Source organism: Streptomyces shenzhenensis (assembly GCF_003688995.1).
Lineage (GTDB): Bacteria > Actinomycetota > Actinomycetes > Streptomycetales > Streptomycetaceae > Streptomyces > Streptomyces shenzhenensis_A.
In genome coordinates this window covers 41,818-66,556 of the sequence record NZ_PENI01000007.1, presented here as the reverse complement: position 1 = coordinate 66,556, position 24,739 = coordinate 41,818, and the positions used below count along the sequence as shown (strand labels likewise).

Here is a 24,739-nt window from a genome sequence, read left to right as displayed (position 1 = left end):
ACAAGTAAATACCTTGATGGATTCCTGATGGCGTGTGATCCATGTCACCTTCACGTGCTCCGTCGCTGAAGAAGCTTCGTCCGGAATGGAGGAGCGGGTGGCGGTACAGTGTCCTTGTTCGAACAATGACTGACACGAGGGGCCGTGAACGACGTGTCGAAGGATCCGGGCGTCGCCTCGCCCGAGGGCACCCCCGCGGACGTGGCGCGTCCGCCGCTGCCGCCCTCGGTCAAGGCAGGGGCCATGACCCATGCGATCTTCCGTGTGGCCCGCCTGCACCGGATGCTGGCCGGTCAACTCCTGCGCCGGGTGGGGCTGCACCCCGGGCAGGAGCTCGTCATGATGCAGCTGTGGGATCTCGGCCCGCAGCGACAGACCGACCTCGTCCGTCTGCTGGGCTCGGACGCGGCCACCATGACCCGTACGGTCAAGCGGCTGGAGAACGCGGGCTTCGTCCGTCGGCGGCCCAGCGAGACCGACAGGCGCGCCACCATCATCGAACCCACCACGGCCAGCCTCGCGCTGCGCAAGGAAGTGGAAGAGGTCTGGGCCGAGCTCGAAGACAGTGTCGCCGCCGGACTGAGCGCGGACGAGCAGGAAAACACGATCCGCGTCCTGGCCCGCATCGAGGACAGCCTGAGCCGGGCGGTCGAGCGCCAGCCGCCCCTCGCGTAGCCGACGAGTCCGGGGTCCGTTCGGGCCGGTCCAGGGCCTCGGCGCCGGCTACGGCTTCACTTCGCCCGCTCCCCTGCCCGCTTCGCTCCGGCGCGGGGGACGAGGGCGCTCCGCCGGATCGCCGGGACACAGAGGGCCCCTGGCCGGTGGCGTTGCCGGCCAGGGGCCCGGGGTGTGGTGAGGCCGGGTCAGCCGTCGGACTCCGACGACGCACCGCGTCGGGCTCGTAGCCGGCCGGCGCCTCCGGCCACGGCTGGGTGGCGATGGTCTGTACGACCTCGTCGTCGGCGGTGTTGATGACCGACCTGTCGTTGGTGGCGGTGTCGGTGACGAACACCGCCCCGCCTCTGGCGTACAGCGCGGTCGGGTGCAGACCGACGGCGATGCTCCCGACCACGATGCCGACCAGGAGCGGGCCGAGTTGCGCCGGCGCGGTGAACAGCCCGTTCCAGGATATGAAGGCGTACCCGGGCAGGGCCGGGCGTACGGCGACGGGCAGCGGCAGCATCTGTCATTGCCGTCGCGCTGCTTGTCCTAGCCGATCGTGAACCGTTCCCTCAGCAGGTCGCGGTCGCGGGACGAGGAGCCGACCAGGAGGTCGAACGAGCCGGGCTCCACGACGCGGCGCCCGTCCGCGGTGACGAGGGTGCACACGGCGGCGGGCAGGACGATGTCCACGTCGACGCTCTCGCCGGGCCGCAGTTCGACCTGCCGATGGGCCTTGAGCTCCTTGTCGGCCCAGGTCACCGAGGTGACCAGGTCGCGGATATAGATCTGGACGGTCTCCTGGGCGGGCCGCCGGCCGGTGTTGGCGAGGGTGACCGTCGCCCGCACGTCGTCGCCGGGGCCGACCTGCGGCGTGTGGATCCGCAGGTCCGAGTAGGCGATGTCGGTGTACGTGAGCCCCTCACCGAACGCGAACAGCGGGTCCTGCGTCAGGTCGGCATAGCGGTCACCGTGCTGGCCGCGGATCTGGTTGTAGTACACGGGCTGCTGGCCGACGTGCCGCGGAACCGTGAGCGGGAGGCGGCCGCTGGGCTCGATCAGACCGAGGAGGAGTTCCGCGATGGCGCGCCCGCCGCGCATGCCCGGGTTGAACGCCTGGACGAGCGCTGCCGCGTCGACGGCCGACGGCGGCAGGACCTGCGGCTTGGAGCTGATCACCACGACGACCATGGGTTTCCCGGTGGCCGCGAGGGAGTCGAGCAGCTCCGTCTGGCCGCCGACCAGCTCCAGGGTGGCGGTGGAACGGGTCTCACCGATCAGGCCGATGGTGTCGCCGACGACCGCGACGACGAGATCGGCCTGCTCGGCGGTGGCGACGGCGTCCCGCAGCAGGGCCGGGTCGGGCCGGGCGGGTACGACGATGTCCGCGGCGGGCTGCCCGTCGGGCAGCAGCGGCCCCCGCGGATCGGGTACGAACTCCGCGATGCGGCAGCCACGCGCGTGGCTGACCGACCAGCCGGCCGGGACAACCGCCCGCAGACCGTTCAGAACGGTCTCCGTCAGCTGCCGCGGATGGCCGTCCGGCAGCCAGTCGGCCTGCCCGGACGCACCGGCCCAGTCACCGAGTTGCGCATCGGGCGCGTCCGCGTTGGGACCGATCACGGCGATGCGCCGCGGGGCGGCCCCGGCAGGGGCCACGGCCCGCCCCGAGACATCGGCCGTCGCCTCGTCGAGAAGGGGAAGCGTGCCGTCGTTGGCGAGGAGGACGAGGCTGCGGCGCGCCATCTCCAGGTTCAACGCGGCGTGTTCGGAGGACGCGATGGACACGGCCTGGCGCGCCGGGTCGGGCCGGCGCGGATTCTCGAAGAGCCCGAGTTCGAACTTCAGCGTCAGGATGCGCCGTACGGCCGCGTCGATCTCGTCCTCCGTCAACTGCCCGCGGGCCACGGCCTCCTGAGCGCCCTCGAAGAACTGCGGAGTGGTCATGATGATGTCGTTCCCCGCGCGCACGGCCCGCGCCGCGGCCTCGGTGTGGTCGGCGCACACCTGCTGTTCCCACACCATGCGGCCGACGTTGTCCCAGTCGGTGACGAGGGTGCCCGTGTAGTTCCACTCGTCGCGCAGGACCTCACGCAGCAGCCACTGGTTCACGGTGATGGGGACGCCGTCGATCGACTGGTATCCGATCATGAAGGTGCGGCAGCCCTCACGTGCGACGCGTTCGAAGGGCGGCAGGAACCAGGAGCGCAGCTTGCGGCGGCTGAGGTCGGCCTCGCTCGCGTCGCGTCCGCCCTGGGTCTCGGAGTAGCCGGCGAAGTGTTTGGCGCAGGCGAGGACGGCGGTGGGGTCGGCCAGGCCGTCGCCCTGGTATCCGCGCACCATGGCGGAGGCGAACTCGCCCAGCAGGTACGGGTCTTCACCGAAGGTCTCGCCCACCCGTCCCCAGCGCAGATCCCGGGCGATGCACACCACGGGGGAGAAGGTCCAGTGCACGCCGGTGGTGGAGATCTCGACGGCGCTCGCGCGCGCGACGCGCTCCACCAGCCCCGGGTCCCAGGACGCGGCCATGCCCAGCTGGGTGGGGTAGATGGTGGCGCCGGGCCAGAAGGAGTGCCCGTGGATGCAGTCCTCGCCGATCAGCAGAGGGATGCCGAGGCGGGTGCCCTCGGCGAGATCCATGGCCTGGACGAGGCGTTCCGGCGACGCGTGGAGGACCGACCCGACGTGCAGGTCCTCGATGAGACGGGTGACACCGTCCTTCGCGTTGAGCTGGAGCATCTGTCCGACCTTCTCCGGCAGCGTCATGCGCGCCACCAGGTCGTCGACCCGTGCGGGAACGGGCAGTGCGGGATCGCGGTAAGGGAGGTCGGTCATGTGGTGGTCCTGTCCGTGAGGCGGAGACGGGTGGAGGCGGATACGGGTATTCGGATACAGACGCGGATCTGACGGCGGATACGGGGGCGGTGCGGGCAGGCCGGGTTCAGGCGCTCTTCAGCGCCGGCGCCGCCGCCGGGGCGACGGCCGGCGGCCGGGTCACGGCGGCGATCGCGCAGGCCACCAGCTGAAGGGCGGCCACCACGAGCAGCGTGTGCAGCAGCCCGAGGCGGTCACCGAGCAGGCCGAGCAGCGGCGGTCCGGCGAACGAGGAGACCTTGCCGATGGTGGAGGCGACCGCGACGCGCTGCGCGGCGTACCGGGGATCGTCCGCCGCGGCACTCATCCCGACGGGATAGCCGAACGCGATGCCCGTACCCCACAGGGCGACGCCCGCGAAGGCCGTGGGCAGTCCGAGCCCCGAGACGAACAGCACCAGACCGGTCGCGGCGACGGCCGAGGACGCGCGCAGCACGGCGACCCGGCCGAACCGGTCGAGCAGCCCGCCGCCGAACCAGCGGGTCACCGTCGTGGAGAGCAGGAAGGTCGCGAAGGCGGCCGTGCCCACGACGGCCTGTCCGTGATAGCCGTCCACGACGCTGACACCGATCCAGTCGCTCCCCGCGCCCTCCCCGAAGCCGAAGGCGAGCACGAACAGGCCGATGAGCACGGTGCGGGGCTCTCGCCAGAAGCTCTGCGGCCGATGCCCGCCCCGCCGGTCCGCCGGGGAGTCGGGCTCATGCACCGCGTCCGGCAGGAAGCGGCGTACCGCGAGGGGCATCACGACGGCGGTGAGGACCCCGGTGACCAGCAGATGAGCGGCCACCGGCACCCCGGCGAGCACCATGAGGACGCCGATCGACGCCCCGCCGACGGTGCCCATGCTGTACGCGGCGTGGAACCGCGGCATCACGGAGCGCCCGAACTCCCGCTCCACCCGGGTGCCCTGGACGTTCATGGCGACGTCCCAGCCCGCGCCGGCGAAGCCCACCACCGCCAGCCCCAGCACCACCACCGCGACTCCCGCCACATCACCGGCTCCCAGCAGCACCTGCCCGGCGCCGGCCATCACGGAGCAGACGGCCACCGTTCTCCGTTGCCCCAGCCGCCTGATCACCCGGCCCGCCAGCGGTCTGAAGCACAGCGCACCCGCGGCGGTGGCCAGGAGAATCATGCCGAGCCTGCCCGTGCTCAGGTGGAGGTGCTCGCGTACCTCGGCGAGGCGCGAGAGATAGGTGGCCGGGCCGAAACCGCACCCGATGAACGCGGCGTACGTGGCCGTCGCGGCGGCGCGTACCGGTTCGAGGGCCGGGTGCGGCTGCTTCCTGGCCGGCTCGGCCATCACGTCTCTCCTCGGTGCTGAACTGCGGATCCGGGACGGGAAGGGCAGCGGGACGCGACAGCCGGTCACCGCCGGGGCTGGGGCATGATGGGTGGATGACCCCTGCCGAGACCCGCACGGCGGGCACCACCCCCGCCTACGCCAAAGGCCGACAGCGTCGTGAAGAGATCGTCACCGCGGCGGCGTCCGTGTACGCCGATGCCGGTTACCACGGCGCATCGCTGCGGGCGATCGCGAAGCGGGTGGGCATCAGTCATGCGACGCTGATCTACTACTTCCCCGACCGGGAGGCGCTCCTCGCCGCCGTGCTGGAGCGGCGCGACGAGGAGGACGACGCCCGCGGCTTCCCCCGGGAACCCGTCGGCATCGGGGGCGTACGCCACCTCCTCGCTCTCGCGGCCCACAACGCGCGTCACCCCGGCATCGTCGAGCTGTACGTCCGTCTGGCGGCCGAGGCGATCACGCCCGAGCATCCGGCGCACGACTACTTCACCCGGCACTACCGCGACGCGCGTGACTACATGCACTCCGCCTTCTCCGCCATGGCCGAAGGCGGGCATCTGCGCGAGGGGGTCGACCCGCGTACTGCGGCCGTCAGCTTCATCGCCCTCATGGACGGGCTCCAGGTCCAGTGGCTGACCAATCCCGACGCAGTGGATCTGGTGAGCCCGCTGAGGTTCTTTCTCCAGCAGGTGCTGACCACTTCACTGGACCAGGCCCTGTCGCGGCAAAGTTGACGCGCCGCTGCCCCATGCCCTCTCCCACCTGCCGATCCGGCACCGTCCGCACGTTTCTACCACCTGGTTGAAAATCCCGCCATGGTACGCCCGGTACAGGCGCGTGACCCGGAAGACGCCCCGTCGGCCGCTCACCCCGACGAGGGCCGCGCCCCGCTCGCCGGTGAGCACCGTGGGCACCCCGGGATCGGCCGCGGCCCAGCGCAGCACGGACATGATGTCACCCACCGCAGCCGCACCGGCACTCATGTGCCCGCCCCACATGGTTTCAATCAGGGGGCGGTGGGCGGCGATGTGCCCCGGTTCGGGGTTCGTTCATGTGGCAACCACCCGGCGGAAGGCGGCCGTTCGGGCTTGGCGGGCAGCCTCGTGGCGCCCTTTCACAACGCTCCTGTGAGGACGGACAACGTGACCGAAGTACGCGCGCCCGGGTGGCGCCGTCGCCTCGCTCTCCTGCTCGCCGCCGTGGCCGGCCCCGCGCTGGCCGCGGGCACGCTGACGGCGTCGCCGGCCCAAGCGGCCCCGGCGGACGACATCCGGATCAACGAGGTGGTGACGACCGGAAACGTCAACGACTCGATCGAGCTCTACAACAAGGGCACGGCCACCGTCGACGTGTCGGACTGGATCCTCAAGGACGACAACAACAGCTCGAAGTACAAGATCGGTTCGGGGACCACACTGGCCCCGGGAGCGTTCCGGGCCTTCGACGTGCACGGCTCGTTCGGCCTCGGCTCCGCGGACAAGGCGCGGCTCTACCTTGCCGACGGTTCCACCCTGGTCGACAGCTTCAGCTGGAGCAAGCACTCCGACCCCTCGTGGTCGCGCTGCCCCGACGGCACCGGCGACTTCCGGGCGGCTCCCCTGACCCTGGGCGCCGCGAACCACTGCGCCGGGGGCAGCACCGCACCGGTGGCCTGGCCCGGCAGCGGCTCCGTCACGACCGCCGACGCCTCCAACGTCTTCGGCAAGGACCTCAGCGGCCTTGTCCAGGAGGGAGGCGTCATGTGGGGCGCGCAGAACTCCGGCAAGCTCTGGCGGCTGCTGCCGAACGGCTCCGGCGGCTGGAAGCCGGACACCGCCAACGGCTGGACCTCCGGCAAGACCCTCCGCTTTCCCGGCGGTTCCGGCAGCCCCGACAGCGAGGGCGTCACCCTCACCGGTTCCGGTTCCGCGGGCGGCGTGTTCGTCGGGAGCGAGCGCAACGGCGACGCGTCCGGGACGAGCCGCCTGTCCGTCCTGCGGTACGACGTCAGCGGCACCGGCGGCACGCTGACGGCCACCAAGGAGTGGAACCTGACCTCCGACCTGCCGTCCGTGGACTCCAACCTCGGCTTCGAGGGGATCACCTGGGTCCCCGACACCTATCTGACCGGCGCCGGCTTCAAGGACGAATCGACGGGCGCCGCCTACGACCCGAACCGCTACGGCGCCCACACCGGCGGCGTGTTCTTCGTGGGCGTCGAGGGCACCGCCATGATCCACGGCTACGTCCTCCAGGACTCCGGCACGTTCACCCGCGTCGCGTCCTTCAGCAGCGGCATGGCCGCCGTGATGGAACTGGAGTGGGAGCCCCAGGCGTCCCGGCTGTGGGCGGTCTGCGACAACACCTGCGACGGCCAGCACCGGACGATGCGGGTCAACGGCTCCGGTGCCTTCGCCACCACCGCGGTCCACGACCGCCCCAGCGGCATGTCCAACTTCAACAACGAAGGCTTCGCCGTGGCCGGAGCCGACGAGTGCGTGGGCGGCTCCAAGCCCGTCTACTGGGCCGACGACGACAACGACAGCGGCCACGCCCTGCGCAGGGGCACCATCACCTGCTGAACCGGCACCCCGTCCACGGCTGCGGCCCCGGCTTCCCGCCGGGGCCGCAGCCGTTTCCGCCGGGAGCCGATGCGGGGCTTCGGCACTCCCGATGAACGGGGTTACATGCTTGTTCTTGTTCGTAACGACCCTCTAATGAACATCTCTTGACATGGCCACGCCTGTCCCGTCAGAGTCGACCCCGCCAGAGATGCTGATTCGCGGACCTGAGGAGCGTTCCCCATGCCCGAAATCCCCGCAGTCTCACGCCGGTTGCTCATCGGAGGAGCCCTGGCCACCGGAGCGACGGCGGCCGGTATCGGTTCGGCACAGGCGGCCGCCCACGACCCGGCGGCGACACCCCCTGCGCCGCGGCGCGGGCCGGGCCAGAAGTCCATGATCAACGTGCCCTTCGGCGTCTACAGGACCGTCCGCGTCGGCGTGATCGGGCTCGGCAACCGTGGCTCGGCGATGACCGAGGGCTGGGCGGCCGTGCCCGGCTGCACGGTGACCGCCGTCTGCGACATCCGCGCGGACCGCGCGCGGCGGACCGCCGACCGGCTCGTCTCACAGGGCAAGCCGCGCCCCGCCGAGTACGGCGGCTCGCAGGAGTCGTACACCCGGATGCTGCGGCGCGACGACATCGACCTCGTCTACATCGCCACTCCCTGGGAGTTCCACCACCGCCACGGCAGGGCCGCGCTGCTGGCCGGCAAGCACGCCCTCGTCGAACTCCCCGTGGCCACCGAGCTGGACGAGCTGTGGGACCTCGTCGACACCTCCGAGGGCACCCGCCGCCATCTGATCCTCTCGGAGAACTGCTCCTACGGCCGCAACGAGCTGGCGATGCTGAAGATGGCCCACGACGGCCTGTTCGGCGATGTCACCAACGGGCACGGCGGCTATCTGCACGACCTCAGGGAACTGCTCTTCTCCGACACGTACTACACCGACTCCTGGCGCCGCCTGTGGCACACCCGCAGCACCGCCTCCTTCTATCCGATGCACGGACTCGCGCCGATCGCCGCCGCCATGGACATCAACCGCGGTGACCGCATGACGGTGCTGCGCGCCACCGCGACCGAGCCGAAGGGCCTCGCCGACTACCGCGAGCGGTTCGTCCCGAGGTCCCACCCTTCATGGCGGGAGACCTACATCAACGGTGACCTGATCACCTGTCTGATCGACACCGCGAAGGGGCGGGTCATCAGGGCCGAGCACGACGTCAGTTCACCCCGTCCGTACAGCCGGATCAACAGCCTCGCCGGCACCCGTGGCATCTTCGAGGACTACGCGGGCACCTCGGCGACCGGCGGCCGTATCTACGTCGAGCCCGACCACAGCGGGCACTCCTGGCGTGACTTCGACACGTACCGCAAGGAGTTCGACCACTGGCTCTGGAAGACGATCGGCGACGACGCCGCCAACAACGGCGGCCACGACGGCATGGACTACGTGCTGCAGTGGCGCACCGTCCAGTCGATGCGGGCCGGTCTCGTCCCCGACATCGACGTCTACGACGCGGCCGTGTGGTGCTCGCCGGTGCCGCTGAGCGTCAAGTCCCTTGCGGCGGGCGGCCGTCCGGTGCAGATCCCCGACTTCACCCGGGGCGCCTGGGTGAACCGGCGCCCGGGCCTGGACTCCCCGGCCTCTGCGATGCCCTCCGTGGCCTGACCCTCACCACCCGGGCGCGGGTGAGCGCAGCCGGCGGGGACGGTGCCCGGCGAACGGCTCGCTCCGCACCGAGACCGCGCGTGCCCCGGGCAGCCGTGACACCGGGGGAGACGGACCGCAGCTCGTCGAAGCCGTCACGGAGACCGACCTCCGGCGCGTACCGCGGATCGGCCGTATGCGGTCGTGCGGCCCGTTCGCCCGAGGCCGGCCGGCGGTGGACACCGCGCGCCGGGTGCCATCGGTGGTCCCGGCCGCGGCCCCTGGGGCGTGGTGTAAATCGGCCGGATTGCAGGTACTCGGCGGGTGCGAAAGTCTTCCTGAGGAGATGAATCAGATGCTGTTCCTCGGACTGCTCCTCATTCTGGCGACGGCCGCCTTCACCGCCCTCGCGATCGTCGGCAATCTGTCGGGCGGTCCGGACCACGCGGTGTCGGTACTCGGCCACCACATCGCCACGCTCGGCCCCCTCGGCATCTTCTGCTCCGGCCTCGCCCTGGCCCTGCTGTTCTGCCTGGGCCTGGCCATCGTGGCGGGCGGGGCCACCCATCACCGTCGGCGGACGGCACGTCTGCACCGGACCCGCGGGCCCGGCCACGTGGCACCGCCACCCCCGGCCCGCTGACCGGCTGACGCCCCGGCCCCGTCCTCAGTCACCGGCGCCCCGCTCGCGGCGGAGCCGGCCGACCAGGACCGAGAGGTCAACGGCGGCCAGGAAAGCGATGATCGCGCAGATGGCGGCGATCGTGACCAGGACGGCGCGGCCAGGGCTGTCGCCGGGCCCTGAGCCGGCCGCCCAGAGGGCGAAGCAGGCCGCCGCCGCCATGAACACCGGCAGAAAGATCCAGCTCAGCAGCAGCCGCAGACGCACGGCGCTCCGCGCGGTGACGGGCTCGCCGCCGGTCCGCGGTGAGCCGTGGCCGAGCGTGCCGGAGCGCGCCCGCGGGGCCGGTGACTCGGGGCGTGCGGGAGGTTCGGTGCTCATGGTCGCCTCCTCAGCGGTTCGGCTCGGCTCTGCTGATGTCCGCCAGCGCGGACCGTGGGTCGTCGCTGGTGGCCAGGTCGCCCAGGCTGACGATGCCGACCGGGCAGCCGCCGCGCTCCACGACGGGCAGGCGGCGTACGGCGTACATACGCATCAGCTCGGCCGCGTGGTCGGTGGTGTCCTCGGGGGTCACGGTGGCCAGCGGGGGCCGGGTGCACACGGCGCCGACGGTCGTGGTGTGCGGGTCGAGGCCGGCCGCGAGGGCCCGGACCACGATGTCGCGGTCGGTGAGGACCCCGAACAGGTCGCAGTCGTAGGCCACCAGGATGTCCCCGACGTTCCGCTCGCGCATCGCCGCGGCGGCTCGTTCCAGCGAGGTCATCGGTTCCACGGTGACCGTGTCGGGGGTCATCACCTCGCGAATCTGCCGTGTCATGTCGCGTCCCACCTCCCGGTCCGGCGGTGTGCTGTCAACGGCCGCGTAGCCAGCACGGACGACGCCAAACCGGCCTTGCGGTAATCCCGGGGCGGCGCGCTCCGGGGCGGCGGGCCGACGCCGACGGGTTTCACCAGTCCGGTGACCGGAAACCCGGGAACGGGGTGTTCGGCTCCCTCGCTTCGGCGTGTCGGGCGATCAGGCCCGGGCACGTGGAGACGATGGACATCTCGGACAGCCGGAGGCGGGTGGAGAGGCAGGGCCGCGTGGAGCCGCGGATCGCATCGGAGGAGGCCGGGAAGGGCCGGGCCGGGGCCGCCGTGCCCGGGCCCGAAGAGATGTCCGGCGGCCCGGGCGGGGACGCGCGGCGCAGGATCCCCCGCACCGACGCCCTCCTGCGGGAGCCGCGCCTGACCGAGGCGGCCGGCCGGTTGGGCACGTCCGTCGTCAAGGCCGCGGTCCGGGAGGCGCAGGAGCGCGCGCGGACCGGGCGTATCCCGCCGGAACGAATCGGTGACGCGGCCGTCGCGCTCCTGCCGGAGACGGCGGGCGGACTGCGCGCGGTGATCAACGCGACCGGGGTCCTGCTGCACACCAACCTCGGCCGGGCGGCCTTGTCCGCGGCGGCACGCCGGGCCGTGGCGGAGGCATCGGGCCCCACCGACGTGGAACTGGACCTGGCCACCGGGGTACGGGCCCGGCGCGGACGTACGGCGTTGCGGGCCCTGCGCGACCGGGTGCCGTCCGCGGCGGCGGTACACGTCGTCAACAATGGCGCCGCCGCCCTGGTCCTGGCCGCCACCGCGCTCGCCGTCGGCAAGGAGATCGTCATCAGCCGCGGGGAGATGGTGGAGATCGGGGACGGTTTCCGGCTCCCGGACCTCCTGGTGTCCACCGGTGCCCGGCTGCGCGAGGTCGGCACCACCAACCGCACGACCGCCGCCGACTATGCCGCGGCGATCGGACCGGGCACGGGGTTCGTGCTGAAGGTGCACCCCTCGAACTTCCGCATGACCGGCTTCACCCGCGGCGCCGGCGTCGGGGAACTGGCCCCGCTGGGCGTCCCGGTGGTCGTCGACATCGGCTCCGGGCTGCTGGCCCCCCACCCGCTGCTGCCCGACGAGCCGGACGCCGGGACGCAGCTGCGGGCCGGTGCCTCGCTGGTGACCGCCAGCGGGGACAAACTGCTCGGCGGACCCCAGTGCGGGCTCGTCCTGGGCGAGGCGGACCTCGTCCGCAGGCTGTCCCGGCATCCGCTGGCCCGCGCCCTGCGCGTGGACAAGCTGACCCTGGCCGCCCTGGAGGCCACGCTCACCGGGCCGCCGACCCCGACCGCCGAGGCGCTGACCGCCGACCCGGCTGTCCTCCGGGCCCGCGCCGACCGGCTCGCCTCGGCCCTCGCCGGATACGGCGTCGACGTCCGGTCCGTCGAGAGCGCGGCGACGGTCGGCGGCGGCGGCGCGCCCGGGGTGACCCTGCCCAGTGCCGCGCTGTCCCTGCCGGAGTCGTGCGCCGCCGCGCTGCGCACCGGACCCACTCCGGTCGTCGGACGGCTGGAGGCGGGGCGCTGCCTGCTGGATCTGCGCGCGGTGCCGCCCGCCGACGACGAACGGCTGGCCGCAGCGGTCCGGTCGGCCGCGGGAGGGTAGCGGGCATGCGCGTCCTGGCCACCGCCGGCCACGTCGACCACGGCAAGTCCGCCCTCGTACGGGCGCTGACCGGCATGGAACCCGACCGTCTCGAGGAGGAGCGGCGCAGAGGGCTGACCCTCGACCTCGGATTCGTGTGGACCCGGCTCCGCCCGGACGGCGAGCAGATCGCCTTCGTGGACGTGCCCGGTCACGAGAAGTTCGTCCCGACCATGCTCGCCGGGGCCGGACCCGTGCCCGCGGTGCTGTTCGTGGTGGCCGCCGACCAGGGCTGGCAGCCCCAGTCCGAGGAGCACCTGGCGATCCTCGACGCGCTCGGCGTGCGGCACGCGGTCCTCGCCGTGACCCGCAGCGACCTGGCCGACCCCGAGCCGGTCCGGGCCGCCGCCCTGGACCGGATGGCGGCCACCTCGCTGGGCGCCGTACCGTCCGTCGCGGTCAGCTCGGTGACCGGTGCCGGGCTGGACGAACTGCGCGGAGCACTGGCCCGGTTGACGGACGTGCTCCCGGTCCCGCCCGCCGACGCGGACGTACGGCTGTGGCTGGACCGGGCTTTCACGGTGCGCGGGCACGGCACGGTGGTGACCGGCACGCTCGGGGCCGGCACCCTCCGGGCGGGCGACCGACTGGTGACGGGCGACGGGACGGTCTCGCTCCGGGTCCGCGGCCTGCAGACGCTGAACGAGGAACGCTCCGCCGTCAGCGGGGTGGCGCGGGTCGCGATCAATGTGCACGGTCCCGCGGCCGGGGGACTGCGGCGCGGTCAGGTGCTGCTGGCACCGGAGCGCTGGCTGCTCACGGGCCTCGTCGACGTCCGGGTCGGCGGCGAACCGGTCGACGACCTGCCCCGGACGGTCACCCTGCACATCGGCACCGCGGCCGTCCCGGTCGCCGTCCGGCCGCTCGGCCAGGACACCGCCCGGCTGACCCTGGACCGGGCCCTGCCCCTGCGCGTCGGCGACCGTGCGGTGCTGCGCGAACCGGGCGGCCGCCGGGTGCCGTGCGGGGTGACCGTGCTCGACGTCCGCCCGCCGCTGCTGGCCCGGCGGGGCGCGGGCCGGGCCCGGGCGGAGCAACTGGCCGCCATGACCGGTGTGCCCGACGGGGCGGCGGAGCTGCGCCGCCGCGGGCTGATCCGCCGTGCGGAACTGCTCGCCATGGGAGTGCCGCCCCCGGTCCCCCCGGTCTCCGGGGACTGGCTCGCCGACCCGGCGCACTGGGCCGGGCTGCGGGAGCGCCTGGCCACCGAGGCGGAACGCCACGCGCACCGGCATCCCCTGGATCCGGGGCTGCCCACGGAGGCGGCCCGGCATCTGCTCGGCCTGCCCGACCGGCCGCTGGTGGACGCCCTGGCCGAGGCGCCGGGTGACCGTCCGCTCACCTGCCGTCAGGGCAGGCTGTACCGCTCCGAAAGCACCGGCCCGACCCTGCCGGCCGCCGTCCGGGCGGCCGTCGACGCCGTGGGGCGGGAGCTGGCGGCGGCACCGTTCCACGCGCCCGAGGCCGACCGCCTCACCGAACTGGGCCTGACCGGCAGGACGGTGGCCGCCGCGGTCACCGCCGGCGCGCTGCTCCGGGTCGGCGAAGGGATCGTCCTGCTGCCCGGGGCGGACGCCCGGGCCGCCGCCGTGCTCGCCCGGCTGCCCCAGCCGTTCACACTGAGCGAGGCCCGGCAGGCCCTGGGCACCACCCGCCGGGTGGCCGTGCCGTTGCTGGAGTACCTGGACGCCCACGGGTACACGGAGCGCATCGACGACCGGCGGCGGCGCTGCCGGAACGGCACGGCAAGCGGAGGCGGACGGGAATCGAACCCGCCTGCCCGAGATCCTCGGGCACCTCGGTTTTGAAGACCGGGAGGGCCACCAGGCACCCACACGCCTCCACCGACCGCCAGGCTACGCGCGCAGGAGACCGATATGACCACAACCCGCCACGCATCCGTACGACTCACGCAGTTCGCCCACGGTGGCGGCTGTGCCTGCAAGATCCCGCCCGGTGAGCTGGAGGACGTGCTCGGCGTCCTCTCGGCACCCCTGCCGGCCACGGCCGGCACACCGCTCCTGGTCGGCCTCGCCACCGGCGACGACGCCGCCGTCATCGCGCTGCCCACGCAGGGCGACACCCCCGCACAGGCCGTGGTGTCCACCGCCGACTTCTTCACCCCGGTCGTCGACGACCCGTACGACTGGGGGCGGATCGCCGCGGCCAACGCCCTGTCCGACGTGTACGCGATGGGCGGCTGGCCCGTCCTCGCCGTCAACCTGCTGGCCTGGCCACGCGATGTGCTGCCGTTCGAGCTGGCCCGCGAGGTGCTGCGCGGCGGGCTGCAGGTCGCCACCGAGGCCGGCTGCCATGTGGGCGGCGGGCACAGCGTCGACGACCCCGAACCCAAGTACGGCATGGCCGTCACCGGACTCGCCGACCCGGCACGGCTGCTGCGCAACGACACCGGCCGCCCCGGCATGCCGCTGTCGCTGACGAAACCCCTCGGTCTCGGCGTGCTCAACAACCGGCACAAGGCCACCGGCGAACGCTTCGAGCAGGCCGTCGCCACGATGACGGCCCTCAACCGGGACGCATCGGCCGCCGCCCTGGCGGCCGGGGCGACCTGCGCCACCGACATCACCGGTTTCGGTCTGCTGGGCCATCTGCACAAGCTGGCCCGGGCCTCGCGGGTGACCGCGGTGATCGACACGGCCGGCGTGCCGTACCTCGACGGCGCACGGGAGGCCGTACGGGACGGGTACGTCAGCGGCGGCACCCGGCGCAACCTGGAGTGGGTGGCGCCCTTCACGGACTTCGGCACGACCGACGCCGACACCCGTGTGCTGCTCGCCGATGCCCAGACCTCCGGCGGGCTGCTGGTCGCCGGTGAGGTGCCCGGGGCGCCGGTGATCGGGGAACTCGTGCCCGGCGGACCGCACACCCTCGTGCTCAGGTGAATCCGGTGCCGGTCACATCTCCGTGCCGGTGTGCTCGTCGATGCCGGCCCGCACCTGGTAGGCCCGCACCAACTGCACGGCCGCCGGCCCCCGGGGGCGCCGTCCGGGCCGGATGTCGACGGCGATCGCCTTGGCCTCCTGGATGTGGGTGTTGGGGTCGAGGGACAGATGCAGCAGTTCGTTGGCGGCGTCGCCCGTGCTGTAGCCGTTCGGACCCCAGTGGTAGGGCAGCCCGATCTGATGCAGGGTCCGCCCCTGCACGGTCAGCGGCGGCACCCGGTCGGTGACCAGCACGCGGGCCTCGATGACATTGCGGGCGCTGACGATCGTCGCCCAGCCGGTGTGGGCAAGACCGCGTTCCGCCGCGAGTTCGGGCGAGACCTCGCAGAAGAACTCCGGTTGCAGCTCCGCGAGATAGGGCAGCCAGCGGGACATGCCGCCCGCCGTGTGGTGCTCGGTGAGCCGGTAGGTGGTGGCGACGTAGGGGAACACCTGCGCGCCCGGTTCGTCGGCGCTCGGCTGGTAGCGGTTGTCGGGCAGCGGTGGCATCACATGCCGCACGGGGTTGCGCTGCCGGCCGTACAGCAGATTCCGGAACGGGGAGTCCTGCGGCTCGTAGTGCGCGGGAAGCGGGCCGTCGGTGAGTCCCGAAGGCGCGTACAGCCAGGCCTTGCCGTCGGCCTGCATGATGAACGCGTCCGTGCCGGACAGGGCCTCGGCGCCGGTCGCGTCCGGCGGCGCCTGGTGCTGCGGGGGCGTGCCCAGGGGGAAGTCGGGGATGTCGTGTCCCACCCACCGGGCCTGCTCCGCGTCCCACCACACCAGCGCCTTGCGTTCGCTCCACGGCCGGCCGTCCGGGTCGGCCGAGGCGCGGTTGTACAGGATGCGGCGATTGGCCGGCCAGGCCCATGCCCACTCGCCCGCCACCCAGTTCTGCTCCGCGCCCGGCTTGCGGCGAGCCGCCTGGTTGACGCCGTCTGCATACACCCCGCAGTAGATCCAGCAGCCGCACGCGGTGGAGCCGTCGTCCTGGAGCTGCTGGTACGAGGAGAGCGGGTGGCCGTCGGCGGCCCGGCCGTTGATCTCGGCGAGTACGGCCTCCGCGTCCGGCTCGGCGAGTTCGCCCCTGGTGGGGTAGTCCCAGGTCAGATCGAGCACCGGCCGGTCCATCGGGTCGGCCGAGCCGGCGAGCTTGCGTCGGATCAGCCGGCCGAGATGGAAGGTGAACCACAGGTCGCTGCGGGCCTCGCCGGGCGGCTCGACGGCCTGGTGGTGCCACTGCAGCAGGCGCTGGGTGTTGGTGAAACTGCCGTCCTTCTCGGTGTGCGCGGCGGCCGGCAGGAAGAACACCTCGGTGCGGATGTCCTCGGTGCGCAGCTCGCCCGTCTCGATCTCCGGGCCGTCCTGCCACCAGGTGGCCGACTCGATCAGGGAGAAGTCCCGGACGACCAGCCAGTCCAGGTTGGCCATGCCAAGGCGCTGCAGTTTGGCGTTGGCGCTGCCGACCGCCGGGTTCTCGCCGTACAGGAAGTAGCCCTTGCAGGTGCCCTCCAGCTGGGCCATGGTCGTCTCGTAGGTGGAGTGGGAGCCGGTCAGCCGCGGCAGGTAGTCGAAGCAGTAGTCGTTCTCGGCGGTCGCGGCCTCGCCCCAGTACGCCTTGAGCAGACTCACCAGGTAGGAGCGCATATTGCCCCAGTAGCCCTTGCGCGTGGAGTCCGCCTCGACGAAGGCGTCCAGATCCTGGTTCAGGTGCGCGTGCGGCATCGGGATGTAGCCGGGCAGCAGGTCGAACAGGGTGGGGATGTCCGTCGAACCCTGGATGGAGGCGTGTCCGCGCAGGGCGAGGATGCCGCCGCCGGGCCGGCCGATGTTGCCGAGCAGTTGCTGGAGGACGGCGGCCGTGCGGATGTACTGCACGCCTACCGTGTGCTGGGTCCAGCCGACCGCGTACGCGAAGGCCGTCGTGCGGTCCCGGCCCGAGTTGTCCGTGACCAGTTCGCACACCTGGCGGAAGACGTCCTGCGGCACGCCGCAGATCTGCTCCACCATCTGCGGTGTGTACCGGGCGTAGTGCCGCTTGAGGACCTGGAACACACAGCGCGGGTGGCTCAGTGTCTCGTCCCGTTCCGGCACGCCCGCGCCGATGTCCGCGCCGCCCGCTCCGTGCGCCTCGCCGCGCGCGGCCTCGGTCACCGCCCGGCCGCCGTCCGCGCGGTCCTCGATCCAGCGTTCGCGCTCGCCGGAGGCCGCCTGGATCTCCATGCCCTTGTACTGCCAAGTGGCGTTGTCGTAGCGGCGGTTGTCCGGGTCGAGTCCGGAGAAGACGCCGTCCAGGTCCTCGGTGTCCCGGAAGTCCTCCCGCAGCATCACGGGTGCGTTGGTGTACGCCACCACGTAGTCACGGAAGTACTTGTCGTGCTCCAGAACGTAGTTGATGATCCCGCCGAGGAAGACGATGTCCGTGCCCGCCCGCAGCGGCACATGCAGGTCGGCCAGCGCGCTGGTGCGGGTGAAGCGCGGGTCGACGTGGATCACCTTCGCGCCGCGGGACTTGGCCTCCGTCACCCACTGGAACCCGACCGGGTGGCACTCGGCCATGTTGGAGCCCTGGATGACGATGCAGTCGGAGTTCTGCAGGTCCTGTTGGAAGGTGGTCGCGCCGCCGCGGCCGAACGAGGTTCCCAGACCGGGAACGGTGGAGGAGTGTCAAATACGCGCCTGGTTCTCGATCTGGATGGCGCCGAGCGCGGTGAACAACTTCTTGATCAGGTAGTTCTCTTCGTTGTCGAGCGTGGCCCCGCCCAGGCTCGCGAAGCCGAGCGTGCGCCGGGTGCGGGCCCGGTCGACCTCCCACTGCCAGCCGGCCCGCCGCGCCTCGATCACCCGGTCGGCGATCATGTCCATGGCCCGGTCGAGATCGAGCCGCTGCCACTCGGTGCCGTACGGGCGCCGGTGGAGGACATAGTGCTCGCGGGCGTCGCCGGTGGTCAGCTGGAGGCTCGCCGAGCCCTTGGGGCACAGCCGGCCGCGTGAGACGGGGGAATCGGGGTCGCCCTCGATCTGGGTGACCCGCCCGCCCTCGACGTAGACGTTCTGGCCGCAGCCCACCGCGCAGTACGGGCACACCGACTTCACCACGCGGTCGGCGCTCGCGGTGCGCGGGGTGAGCCGTGCGCTGCGCGCGCTCTTGGCGGCGGCGCCGCGGCCCAGCGGGTCGGTGCCCTTGAGCTGGCGGTACACCGGCCACGAATCGATCCAGGTGCGCACGCCCATGAATGCACCTCCCGCCCGCTTCCGCTCCTTCGGACGATTGTCCCGCAGCACGGCACAGACAGCATCTTCGATCGTGCGGTGGATCGCCGTCAGTCGGTGGGGGCCCGCAGGCGTTCGCGCTGCGGGACGACGGTGTACTTCGGGTCCTCGGCGGAGGCCACCCCGGCGTGGAACACGCCGAAGCGCAGGGCTGCCGAGCCGGTCAGGAGGGCGGCCCCGGCCACCGCGGCCAGTGGCCGGCTGCGCCGGCGGCCCGCGAACGCCGCGAGGGCCGCCCCGCCGGCCGCGAGGATCTCCGCCGACCGCAGCAGCGCCCGCGGCCCGCCCTCCTCGTACGGCTCCGCCATCAGCCCCATGCGCCGCTTCATCAACTGGAACGCGCCCAGCTCCAGGGCCGCCCCGAGCAGCGCCAGCCGGCGTGCGGGACCGGTCTGCGCGACCGGGGCCGCGGCCAGCGCGAGCCCCGCCGCCGCGGTGGCGCCCGAACCGGCGAACACGAACGGCAGCTCGCGGTGGCCCTCGTGCCAGGAGGGCACCGCGGTGTCCGAGATCAGCACGGCGGTGTACGTCGTGACCGCCGGGCCGAGCAGCGCCGCGGCCCCCGTGGCGGCGGAGCCGACGAGCCGGTAGCGGCCGGCGACGTCACTCGCGGCCGCGGCCATCGTCAGCGGAACGTAGCCCGCCAGCAGCCACGACCCCAGGTTCATCGGCGACGTCGGCTTGAAGACACGCAGCATGTTGAGGAAGCGCACCGGCCGGCCCAGATCGTGCACCAGCGCGACCAGCGACAGCGAGATGCCGCCCGCCGCGGCCAGTTTCGCCGACCTGGCCAGCGCGGGCCGCCCGGTGACGTGCCCGCCGGCGGCCAGCAGCGACGAGGCCCCGGAGAGCCCGCCGAGGTACAGATACCCGGCGATGTCGAGGGGCGCCCAGACCGGCTTCTTCAGGATCGGCCTGCCGTAGTACGAGGAGAACTGCGCCTCGGGCACCATGGCCTGCTCGCCGCGTCCGCGGCGGCGTCGGCGGCGCCCCGCCTGCGCCATGGCGGCGGCCCGGCCGAACGCCGCGCCCCGCACACCGCCGCGGGGCACATCGGATCCGGTCATCGTGGCCTCCTGACGAAACTGGCGACGGCCAGCGCGGCGAGCGAGACCGCGGCGACGGCCGCGTGCCGCCACATGTCCGGGAGGTCCCGGGTGGTGACGACCGGGTCGGGCGGCAGGCCGTAGACCTCCGGCTCGTCCAGCAGCAGGAAGAACGCGCCGTCCCCGCCGACCCCGTCGTCCGGGCTCTCCCCGTACAGACGGGCCTCGGTGACACCGGACACGTGGAGTCGCGCCACCCGGTCCGCCGCCCGCTCCCGCAGCTCGTCCAGGGGGCCGAACTGGATCGAGTCGGTCGGGCAGGCCTTGGCACAGGCCGGTTCCAGACCGGTCCCGAGCCGGTCGTAGCACAGGGTGCACTTCCAGGCGCGTCCGTCGCCCCGGCGCTGGTCGATGACGCCGTAGGGGCAGGCGGGCACGCAGTAGCCGCAGCCGTTGCAGATGTCCTGCTGGACGACGACCGTGCCGAACTCGGTGCGGAACAGCGATCCGGTGGGGCACACATCGAGGCAGGCGGCATGGGTGCAGTGTTTGCACACGTCCGAGGACATCAGCCAGCGCAGCTCGGTGCGGCCGTCGGGGGACACGGGCGAGATCTGCCCGGCCAGGGCGGCGGTGCCGGTGGCCGGTGCCGTGGCCTCGGGGGAGCCGCCTAGGCCGCGTGCGGCGTCGAAGACGTCGACGTCCGGGTGCCCGGCCGCGGAGTCCCGGCCCGCCGGTATCCGCTGCTCGATGAAGGCCACGTGCCGCCAGGTGTCGGCGCCGAGCCCCTGGGTGTTGTCGTAGGACATGCCCGTCAGCTCCAGGCCGTCCTCCGGTACGGCGTTCCACTCCTTGCAGGCGACTTCGCACGCCTTGCAGCCGATGCACACGGTGGTGTCCGTGAAGAAGCCCATGCGCGGCGGGGCGTCGGGGTAGCCGGCGGCGCCCGCCACGTTCGGCTGGGGACCGAACAACTGGTTGCCGCGCGTCTCGTCAGGCTCCGGCCGAGGTGTCCGACCGGCGTCGCTGTGGGTCATGGCTCGCCCTCCTCGACCAGGGCACGCACACTCCGGCCTGTCCCGCCGCGCTGCGGCTCTGTCTCGAGCGTGGCACGCCTGCCCGTCGGGCGCGCGCCACGGGCCCTCCCACGAGGAAGGCCGGGCGGACCCGGGGCCCGCTCGGCGGCGTACGCTGCGAGGCGGCCGCCCGGAACGGGCGGCGCGTCCGGACGGGGAAGGAACAGCGCGTATGCCGCTCAGCGTGCGTGAACTCGTCGCGCGGCGCGAGTTCGGTCTCGCCGTGGCCGCGGGGACGGCCGGGCTCGACCGCGCCATCAGCTGGGTGCACGCGAGCGAGGTGCCCGATCCCACGCCGTGGCTGGAGGAGGGCTCGCTGGTCCTGATCACCGGGGTCGGACACCCGGGACCGCACTCCGTGGCGGAGACGGCGCGCAGACTCGCCGACACCGGGGCGGCCGCCGTCGGGATCGCCGTCGACCTCGTCTACGACGACGTGCCGTCGGAGGTCGTCGAGGTCGGCGAGGAGACCGGGCTGCCGGTCCTCATGGTGCCGTACGCCACCCCGTTCGTGGCGCTGTCCCAGGCGGTCGCCGACCGGATCGCGAGCGAGGAGCGCTCGGCCCTGCGGCGCGCCCTGCACGTCTATCCGCGGCTGACGGCCGCGGCGCTGGAGCTGGGCGCGGTGCACGGTGCGACGCGCGAGCTGGTGCGGGAGTACGGCGGCTGGGCGGCCGTCACCGACCCGGCGGGACAGGTGCTCGCCGTGGCGCCGCAGTCCGCCGCCGGGACCGCCGAGCGGACCGCCGCCGATGCCGGCTGGGCCGGACAGTCGCTGTCCGCCGTCGACTCCGCCGGGCATCTCGTCGGCCACACCCTGGGCGCGGACGCCGTACGCGGCCGTCTGCTGCTGTGGCGCGCCGAGCCGTTCACCCGCCCCGACTACACGGTCGCGGCGGCGGCCGCCTCCTTGATCACCTACGACCTCGAACAGCGTCGCAGAGCGCGGGCCGAGGCGCGGCGGGCCGACGCCGACACACTGCGCGAGGCGCTGCGGGACGAGGCGGATCCCGGAGCGGCCACCCGGCTGGTCGCGGCTTGGGGGATCGACCCCGGCGACATCACGGTCGTCGTCGTACACCCCGACCCGCGCCCCGCGACCGGCGCGGACGTGCACCTCGTGCTCACCGACTACGCGCACCCGGTGCTCGCCGTCACCGTGGACACCGGCGAGACGGTGCTGCTGACCTCCCGCCCCGAGCCGTTGCTCGCCCTCCTGCGGGACCCCGGCTCACCACTCGGCCAGGTGTGCCCCGGGCCCGCCGGGGTGAGCGAGCCGGTGCCGGCCCATGGCCTGGCGCAAGGGGTGCGCCAGGCCAGGCAGGCACTCGCGATCGGCCGCACGGAGGGCCGAGCCGTCACCTCCGTCCGCGAACTCGGCGCGATCGAGCTGCTGCTGGCCTCCGCCGAGCAGTCGGTGCCCGAGCTGCTCGTCACCCGGCTGATCGACCCGCTCCGCCGCGCCGAGGCCGACCGCGGTGTCCCGCTGATCGCGACGGTGCGGGCCTTCCTCGACCACAACGGCTCCGTGGCGCGGGCCTCGGCGGAGCTGGGCATTCACCGGCACACCCTGCACCACCGGCTCACAGTGGTGCGGCAGGTGCTCGGCCGTGACCTCGACGCGTCGTACGTACGGCTCGAACTGGCCCTGGCGCTGGCCGCTCACGCACTCCGGGAGGACGGCACCGGCTGAGCCGCCGCCGGCCGTTCGTCCGTCGCCGACGGTGCCGCGGCTCGGTCCGGCAGCTCCTCGAAGGCCAGACCGGCGACGGCCGGATCGGGCCGGGTGACCAGGCTCACGGCCACGAAGACGACGAGGGCCGCCGCCATCCCGTACATGACGGGCTCGTTCGCATAGAGCCCGGAGACCGCCATGAAGGCCACACACACCACCGAGCCGGCCAGCACCGAACCGATGGCCGCCGGCGTCGTGGAGCGCCGCCAGAACATCGCGCCGACGACGGGCACCAGCAGCGCCGCCGCCAGCAGATCGGCCGCCACCGTCACCGCGCCGACCACGCTGTCGACGGCGTACGACACGGCGAGCGCCACCAGGCCCACCGCGAACAGCGCGATCCGGTTGGCGCGCACACTGCTCAGCCGGGTGCCGCCGAGCGGGCGCAGCACGTCGTTGGTGAGCACCGTGGACGCCCCGATCAGCAGGCCGCTCGCGGTGGACATCGACGCGGCGAGGGCGGCGGCCACCACCAGACCGAACAGCCCGACGGGCAGGACGAGCGCGGCGATCCGGGCGTAGGCGTCGTCCGGGTTGGCCAGGTGCGGCAGCAGCACCCGGCCCGCCGTGCCGATCAGGGCGCCGGCCAGGCCGTACAGCGCGCAGTAGAGACCGGAGACGACGGCGCCCCAGCGGGCGACCCGCTCGGAGCGCGCGGTCAGCAGCCGCTGCCAGTTGCCCTGGTCGATGAGGAACCCGAAGAAGAAGAGCAGGAAGTAGGCGCCGATGGTGCCGACCCCGATGCCGGTGGGCGAGAAGAAGTCGGCGGGCAGACTGTCCCGTATGTGCGGGAGGCCGCCCGCCCGGTGGATCACGAGCGGCAGCAGGACCACGAAGACACCCAGCGTCTTGACGAGGAACTGCACCACGTCGGTGAGGGTGATCGACCACATACCGCCGGCGACGCTGTACAGCATGATCGTGGCCCAGCCGATGAAGGCCGCCGTACCGGGGGAGACGCCGAAGACCACGGTCAGCACCGTGCCGATGCCGATGATCTGGCCCACGCCGACCATCAGTGTGTAGAAGACGACGATGACCGAGCTGAGTGTGCGCGACGGGCCGCCGAAGCGCCGGCTCATCGCGTCGGGCACCGTGTAGACGCCGCTGCGGAAGAGGGTGCCCGCGAAGAACACGCCGATGGCGGCGATGCCGATCGCGAGCGAGAGCACCAGCACCATCCCGGAGATCCCGTACTGATAGCCGAGGCTGACGCCGCCGACGGTGGACGCCGCGCCCAGTACCACGGTGCTCATGGCCGAGGTGTACATGAACGGGCCGAGGCGCCGCCCGGCGACCGTGAAGTCCTCGGAGGTGCGGCTGCGGCGCATGCCGAGGTAGCCGGCCCCGACCATCAGCAGCAGGTACAGAAGGATGATGAGCTTGTCGATCATGCTGGCGCCCCTTCGTGGGATGGGGCGGCGAGCCCGCCGTGGACGACGAAGTGCGCGACGAGGTAGGCGGCCAGGTTGGCGGTCCGGTCGTTCGCGTCGGTGAGCGGGTTGACCTCGGTGAGCACCATGGCGTCGGTGTACGGGGCCAGCCGCTGCACCAGGTCGAGGGCCTGGTGGGAGGTGAGGCCGCCGGGCTCGTGGGCACCGGCGCCCGGAGCGTGCGCGGGGTCGATGCAGTCGATGTCGAAGGCCAGCAGGACGCGGTCCGCGGCGGCGACGTGGGCGAGTACGTCGGCGGCCACGGCCTCGGTGCCGCGCCGGTGGATCTCGGCCGCCGGGATGTTGCGCAGTCCCGCCTTCTCCCGGAAGGCGAGCGACGACGGGAAGTTGAAGTGCCGGGAGGCGAGCTGGACGCTCGCGGAGACGTCGACGTTCGCCAGCTCGCTCGCCCGGCGCATCCCGGACGAATGGCTGTACCGGCCCTGCTGCTCGTTCTCGTCGAGGAGATCGAGATGAGCGTCGAGGTGGATGACGGCGACCGTGCCCGGGGTGGATTCCGCGAGCCCTCGTGCGGCCGGATACAGCAGGCAGTCGTCGCCGCCCAGCAGCACGGGTGTGCGCCCGGCGGCGAGGGTGTCCGCCACGCCGGCGCGGGCGGCGTCGAGTGTGGCGTCCAGGTCGTGGCCGACGGTGTGCACGTCGCCGCCGTCGACCAGCAGGTCTTCGGGGAACGGGTGGAGCGTGGCGTGGTCGAGGCAGTAGATCTGCCCGTCCTCACGGCGTTGCAGGATCCAGGCCATCGCGGCACGGATCCGGGCGGGGGCGTAGCGGCTGCCGGGCCAGCCGAGCGTGGCGGCGCCGTCGTAGGGCGCGCCGAGCAGGGTGAAACGGCGGTCGGTCCGGGGCAGGGGTCGGGCGGTCATCTGGCTCCTCACGCACTCGTGGCATGCAGCGAGTGCTGCTTCGCCACGTCGCGAACGCCACCGAGCACGGTACGTCGGTTGGCCACAGATCGTCCTCGCCGCATCCCGCGGGCATCCCCGGCCCGGATGTCGAATCAGGGAACCCGTCACCGGCCCAAGTGGCCATGGACGGCACCACGGAGGCGACACC

17 protein-coding genes, 1 tRNA gene and 2 pseudogenes are annotated in these 24,739 nt (G+C 72.8%); 9 read left to right on the top strand and 11 right to left on the bottom strand.

What is annotated here, in order from left to right; genetic code table 11:
• The first annotated feature begins 153 nt into the window (after positions 1 to 153).
• Complete coding sequence (locus CTZ28_RS13845; protein ID WP_259471626.1) at positions 154 to 675, top strand: MarR family winged helix-turn-helix transcriptional regulator; 522 nt, start codon at positions 154 to 156, stop codon at positions 673 to 675.
• 211 nt (positions 676 to 886) lie between these two features.
• Here CTZ28_RS13845 and CTZ28_RS48210 read toward each other — a convergent pair.
• From CTZ28_RS48210 to CTZ28_RS13830, 3 genes and pseudogenes are all read right to left on the bottom strand, one after another.
• Positions 887 to 1,069 (bottom strand): annotated as a pseudogene (locus tag CTZ28_RS48210) (hypothetical protein); the annotation flags it as partial.
• 140 nt (positions 1,070 to 1,209) lie between these two features.
• A complete protein-coding gene (locus CTZ28_RS13835; RefSeq protein ID WP_121889658.1) occupies positions 1,210 to 3,495 on the bottom strand; it encodes an exo-beta-d-1,3/1,6-glucosidase in 2,286 nt (761 codons plus the stop codon).
• A 106-nt stretch (positions 3,496 to 3,601) separates the two neighbouring features.
• Positions 3,602 to 4,837 (bottom strand): MFS transporter, encoded by a 1,236-nt coding sequence (locus CTZ28_RS13830; RefSeq protein WP_121889657.1) that lies wholly within the window; start codon positions 4,835 to 4,837, stop codon positions 3,602 to 3,604.
• Positions 4,838 to 4,932: 95 nt separating this feature from the next.
• On the opposite strand from CTZ28_RS13830, the gene CTZ28_RS13825 reads away from it, so the two are divergent.
• From CTZ28_RS13825 to CTZ28_RS13805, 4 genes are all read left to right on the top strand, one after another.
• On the top strand, positions 4,933 to 5,574 hold the full coding sequence (locus CTZ28_RS13825) for a TetR/AcrR family transcriptional regulator (RefSeq protein WP_121889656.1): 642 nt from the start codon (positions 4,933 to 4,935) through the stop codon (positions 5,572 to 5,574).
• Positions 5,575 to 5,982: 408 nt separating this feature from the next.
• Entirely contained in the window at positions 5,983 to 7,401 is a 1,419-nt protein-coding gene (locus CTZ28_RS13815) for a lamin tail domain-containing protein (protein ID WP_183154391.1), read from the top strand.
• Between the two features lie 222 nt (positions 7,402 to 7,623).
• Positions 7,624 to 9,054 carry a Gfo/Idh/MocA family protein gene (locus CTZ28_RS13810; protein ID WP_121889654.1) on the top strand — a complete coding sequence of 477 codons (1,431 nt, stop codon included), beginning with the start codon at positions 7,624 to 7,626 and terminating at the stop codon, positions 9,052 to 9,054.
• Between the two features lie 325 nt (positions 9,055 to 9,379).
• Positions 9,380 to 9,676: a hypothetical protein gene (locus CTZ28_RS13805; RefSeq protein WP_259471594.1), complete on the top strand. Its 297-nt coding sequence runs from the start codon at positions 9,380 to 9,382 to the stop codon at positions 9,674 to 9,676.
• Between the two features lie 24 nt (positions 9,677 to 9,700).
• Here CTZ28_RS13805 and CTZ28_RS13800 read toward each other — a convergent pair whose 3' ends face one another.
• Positions 9,701 to 10,036 (bottom strand): DUF6343 family protein, encoded by a 336-nt coding sequence (locus tag CTZ28_RS13800; protein WP_183154390.1) that lies wholly within the window; start codon positions 10,034 to 10,036, stop codon positions 9,701 to 9,703.
• A 10-nt stretch (positions 10,037 to 10,046) separates the two neighbouring features.
• Positions 10,047 to 10,472, bottom strand: coding sequence for a CBS domain-containing protein (locus CTZ28_RS13795; protein ID WP_121889652.1), 426 nt, complete (start codon positions 10,470 to 10,472; stop codon positions 10,047 to 10,049).
• 338 nt (positions 10,473 to 10,810) lie between these two features.
• On the opposite strand from CTZ28_RS13795, the gene selA reads away from it, so the two are divergent.
• The gene (selA, locus tag CTZ28_RS13785; protein WP_121889650.1) at positions 10,811 to 12,121 is read left to right on the top strand and encodes an L-seryl-tRNA(Sec) selenium transferase; all 1,311 of its coding nucleotides are present in this window, start codon (positions 10,811 to 10,813) and stop codon (positions 12,119 to 12,121) included.
• 5 nt (positions 12,122 to 12,126) lie between these two features.
• Positions 12,127 to 13,875 (top strand): annotated as a pseudogene (locus CTZ28_RS13780) (SelB domain-containing protein); the annotation flags it as partial.
• Between the two features lie 34 nt (positions 13,876 to 13,909).
• Here the strand turns inward: CTZ28_RS13780 and CTZ28_RS47000 are convergent.
• Positions 13,910 to 14,003: transfer RNA gene (locus CTZ28_RS47000), tRNA-Sec, on the bottom strand.
• A gap of 34 nt (positions 14,004 to 14,037) precedes the next feature.
• On the opposite strand from CTZ28_RS47000, the gene selD reads away from it, so the two are divergent.
• On the top strand, positions 14,038 to 15,063 hold the full coding sequence (gene selD / locus CTZ28_RS13775; protein WP_121889648.1) for a selenide, water dikinase SelD: 1,026 nt from the start codon (positions 14,038 to 14,040) through the stop codon (positions 15,061 to 15,063).
• A gap of 12 nt (positions 15,064 to 15,075) precedes the next feature.
• Here selD and fdh read toward each other — a convergent pair whose 3' ends face one another.
• The 3 genes from fdh to CTZ28_RS13755 all read right to left on the bottom strand — a co-directional run bounded on the left by fdh (position 15,076) and on the right by CTZ28_RS13755 (position 20,458).
• Positions 15,076 to 18,336 (bottom strand): formate dehydrogenase, encoded by a 3,261-nt coding sequence (gene fdh / locus CTZ28_RS13770; RefSeq protein WP_259471593.1) that lies wholly within the window; start codon positions 18,334 to 18,336, stop codon positions 15,076 to 15,078.
• An 89-nt stretch (positions 18,337 to 18,425) separates the two neighbouring features.
• Positions 18,426 to 19,442 carry an NrfD/PsrC family molybdoenzyme membrane anchor subunit gene (nrfD, locus tag CTZ28_RS13760; protein WP_183154388.1) on the bottom strand — a complete coding sequence of 339 codons (1,017 nt, stop codon included), beginning with the start codon at positions 19,440 to 19,442 and terminating at the stop codon, positions 18,426 to 18,428.
• The gene (locus tag CTZ28_RS13755; protein WP_121889645.1) at positions 19,439 to 20,458 is read right to left on the bottom strand and encodes a 4Fe-4S dicluster domain-containing protein; all 1,020 of its coding nucleotides are present in this window, start codon (positions 20,456 to 20,458) and stop codon (positions 19,439 to 19,441) included. The genes nrfD and CTZ28_RS13755 overlap by 4 nt, the downstream gene beginning before the upstream one ends.
• 211 nt (positions 20,459 to 20,669) lie before the next feature.
• On the opposite strand from CTZ28_RS13755, the gene CTZ28_RS13750 reads away from it, so the two are divergent.
• Positions 20,670 to 22,190 carry a PucR family transcriptional regulator gene (locus CTZ28_RS13750; RefSeq protein ID WP_183154387.1) on the top strand — a complete coding sequence of 507 codons (1,521 nt, stop codon included), beginning with the start codon at positions 20,670 to 20,672 and terminating at the stop codon, positions 22,188 to 22,190.
• Here CTZ28_RS13750 and CTZ28_RS13745 read toward each other — a convergent pair.
• Both CTZ28_RS13745 and CTZ28_RS13740 read right to left on the bottom strand, forming a co-directional pair.
• Positions 22,160 to 23,626 (bottom strand): sodium:solute symporter family transporter, encoded by a 1,467-nt coding sequence (locus CTZ28_RS13745; protein ID WP_121889643.1) that lies wholly within the window; start codon positions 23,624 to 23,626, stop codon positions 22,160 to 22,162. The genes CTZ28_RS13750 and CTZ28_RS13745 overlap by 31 nt on opposite strands.
• Positions 23,623 to 24,549, bottom strand: coding sequence for an agmatinase family protein (locus CTZ28_RS13740; protein ID WP_121889642.1), 927 nt, complete (start codon positions 24,547 to 24,549; stop codon positions 23,623 to 23,625). Before CTZ28_RS13740 ends, CTZ28_RS13745 begins: the two co-directional genes overlap by 4 nt.
• Positions 24,550 to 24,739 lie beyond the last annotated feature (190 nt).

Coding starts and splice junctions, on each gene's coding strand:
- CTZ28_RS13805 (WP_259471594.1), top strand. CDS start 9,380: ATGAATCAGATGCTGTTCCTCGGACTGCTCCTCATTCTGGCGACGGCC.
- CTZ28_RS13800 (WP_183154390.1), bottom strand. CDS start 10,036: ATGAGCACCGAACCTCCCGCACGCCCCGAGTCACCGGCCCCGCGGGCG.
- CTZ28_RS13830 (WP_121889657.1), bottom strand. CDS start 4,837: ATGGCCGAGCCGGCCAGGAAGCAGCCGCACCCGGCCCTCGAACCGGTA.
- CTZ28_RS13745 (WP_121889643.1), bottom strand. CDS start 23,626: ATGATCGACAAGCTCATCATCCTTCTGTACCTGCTGCTGATGGTCGGG.
- CTZ28_RS13755 (WP_121889645.1), bottom strand. CDS start 20,458: ATGACCCACAGCGACGCCGGTCGGACACCTCGGCCGGAGCCTGACGAG.
- CTZ28_RS13825 (WP_121889656.1), top strand. CDS start 4,933: ATGACCCCTGCCGAGACCCGCACGGCGGGCACCACCCCCGCCTACGCC.
- selA (WP_121889650.1), top strand. CDS start 10,811: ATGTCCGGCGGCCCGGGCGGGGACGCGCGGCGCAGGATCCCCCGCACC.
- CTZ28_RS13810 (WP_121889654.1), top strand. CDS start 7,624: ATGCCCGAAATCCCCGCAGTCTCACGCCGGTTGCTCATCGGAGGAGCC.
- selD (WP_121889648.1), top strand. CDS start 14,038: ATGACCACAACCCGCCACGCATCCGTACGACTCACGCAGTTCGCCCAC.
- CTZ28_RS13835 (WP_121889658.1), bottom strand. CDS start 3,495: ATGACCGACCTCCCTTACCGCGATCCCGCACTGCCCGTTCCCGCACGG.
- CTZ28_RS13795 (WP_121889652.1), bottom strand. CDS start 10,472: ATGACACGGCAGATTCGCGAGGTGATGACCCCCGACACGGTCACCGTG.
- nrfD (WP_183154388.1), bottom strand. CDS start 19,442: ATGACCGGATCCGATGTGCCCCGCGGCGGTGTGCGGGGCGCGGCGTTC.
- CTZ28_RS13750 (WP_183154387.1), top strand. CDS start 20,670: ATGCCGCTCAGCGTGCGTGAACTCGTCGCGCGGCGCGAGTTCGGTCTC.
- CTZ28_RS13740 (WP_121889642.1), bottom strand. CDS start 24,549: ATGACCGCCCGACCCCTGCCCCGGACCGACCGCCGTTTCACCCTGCTC.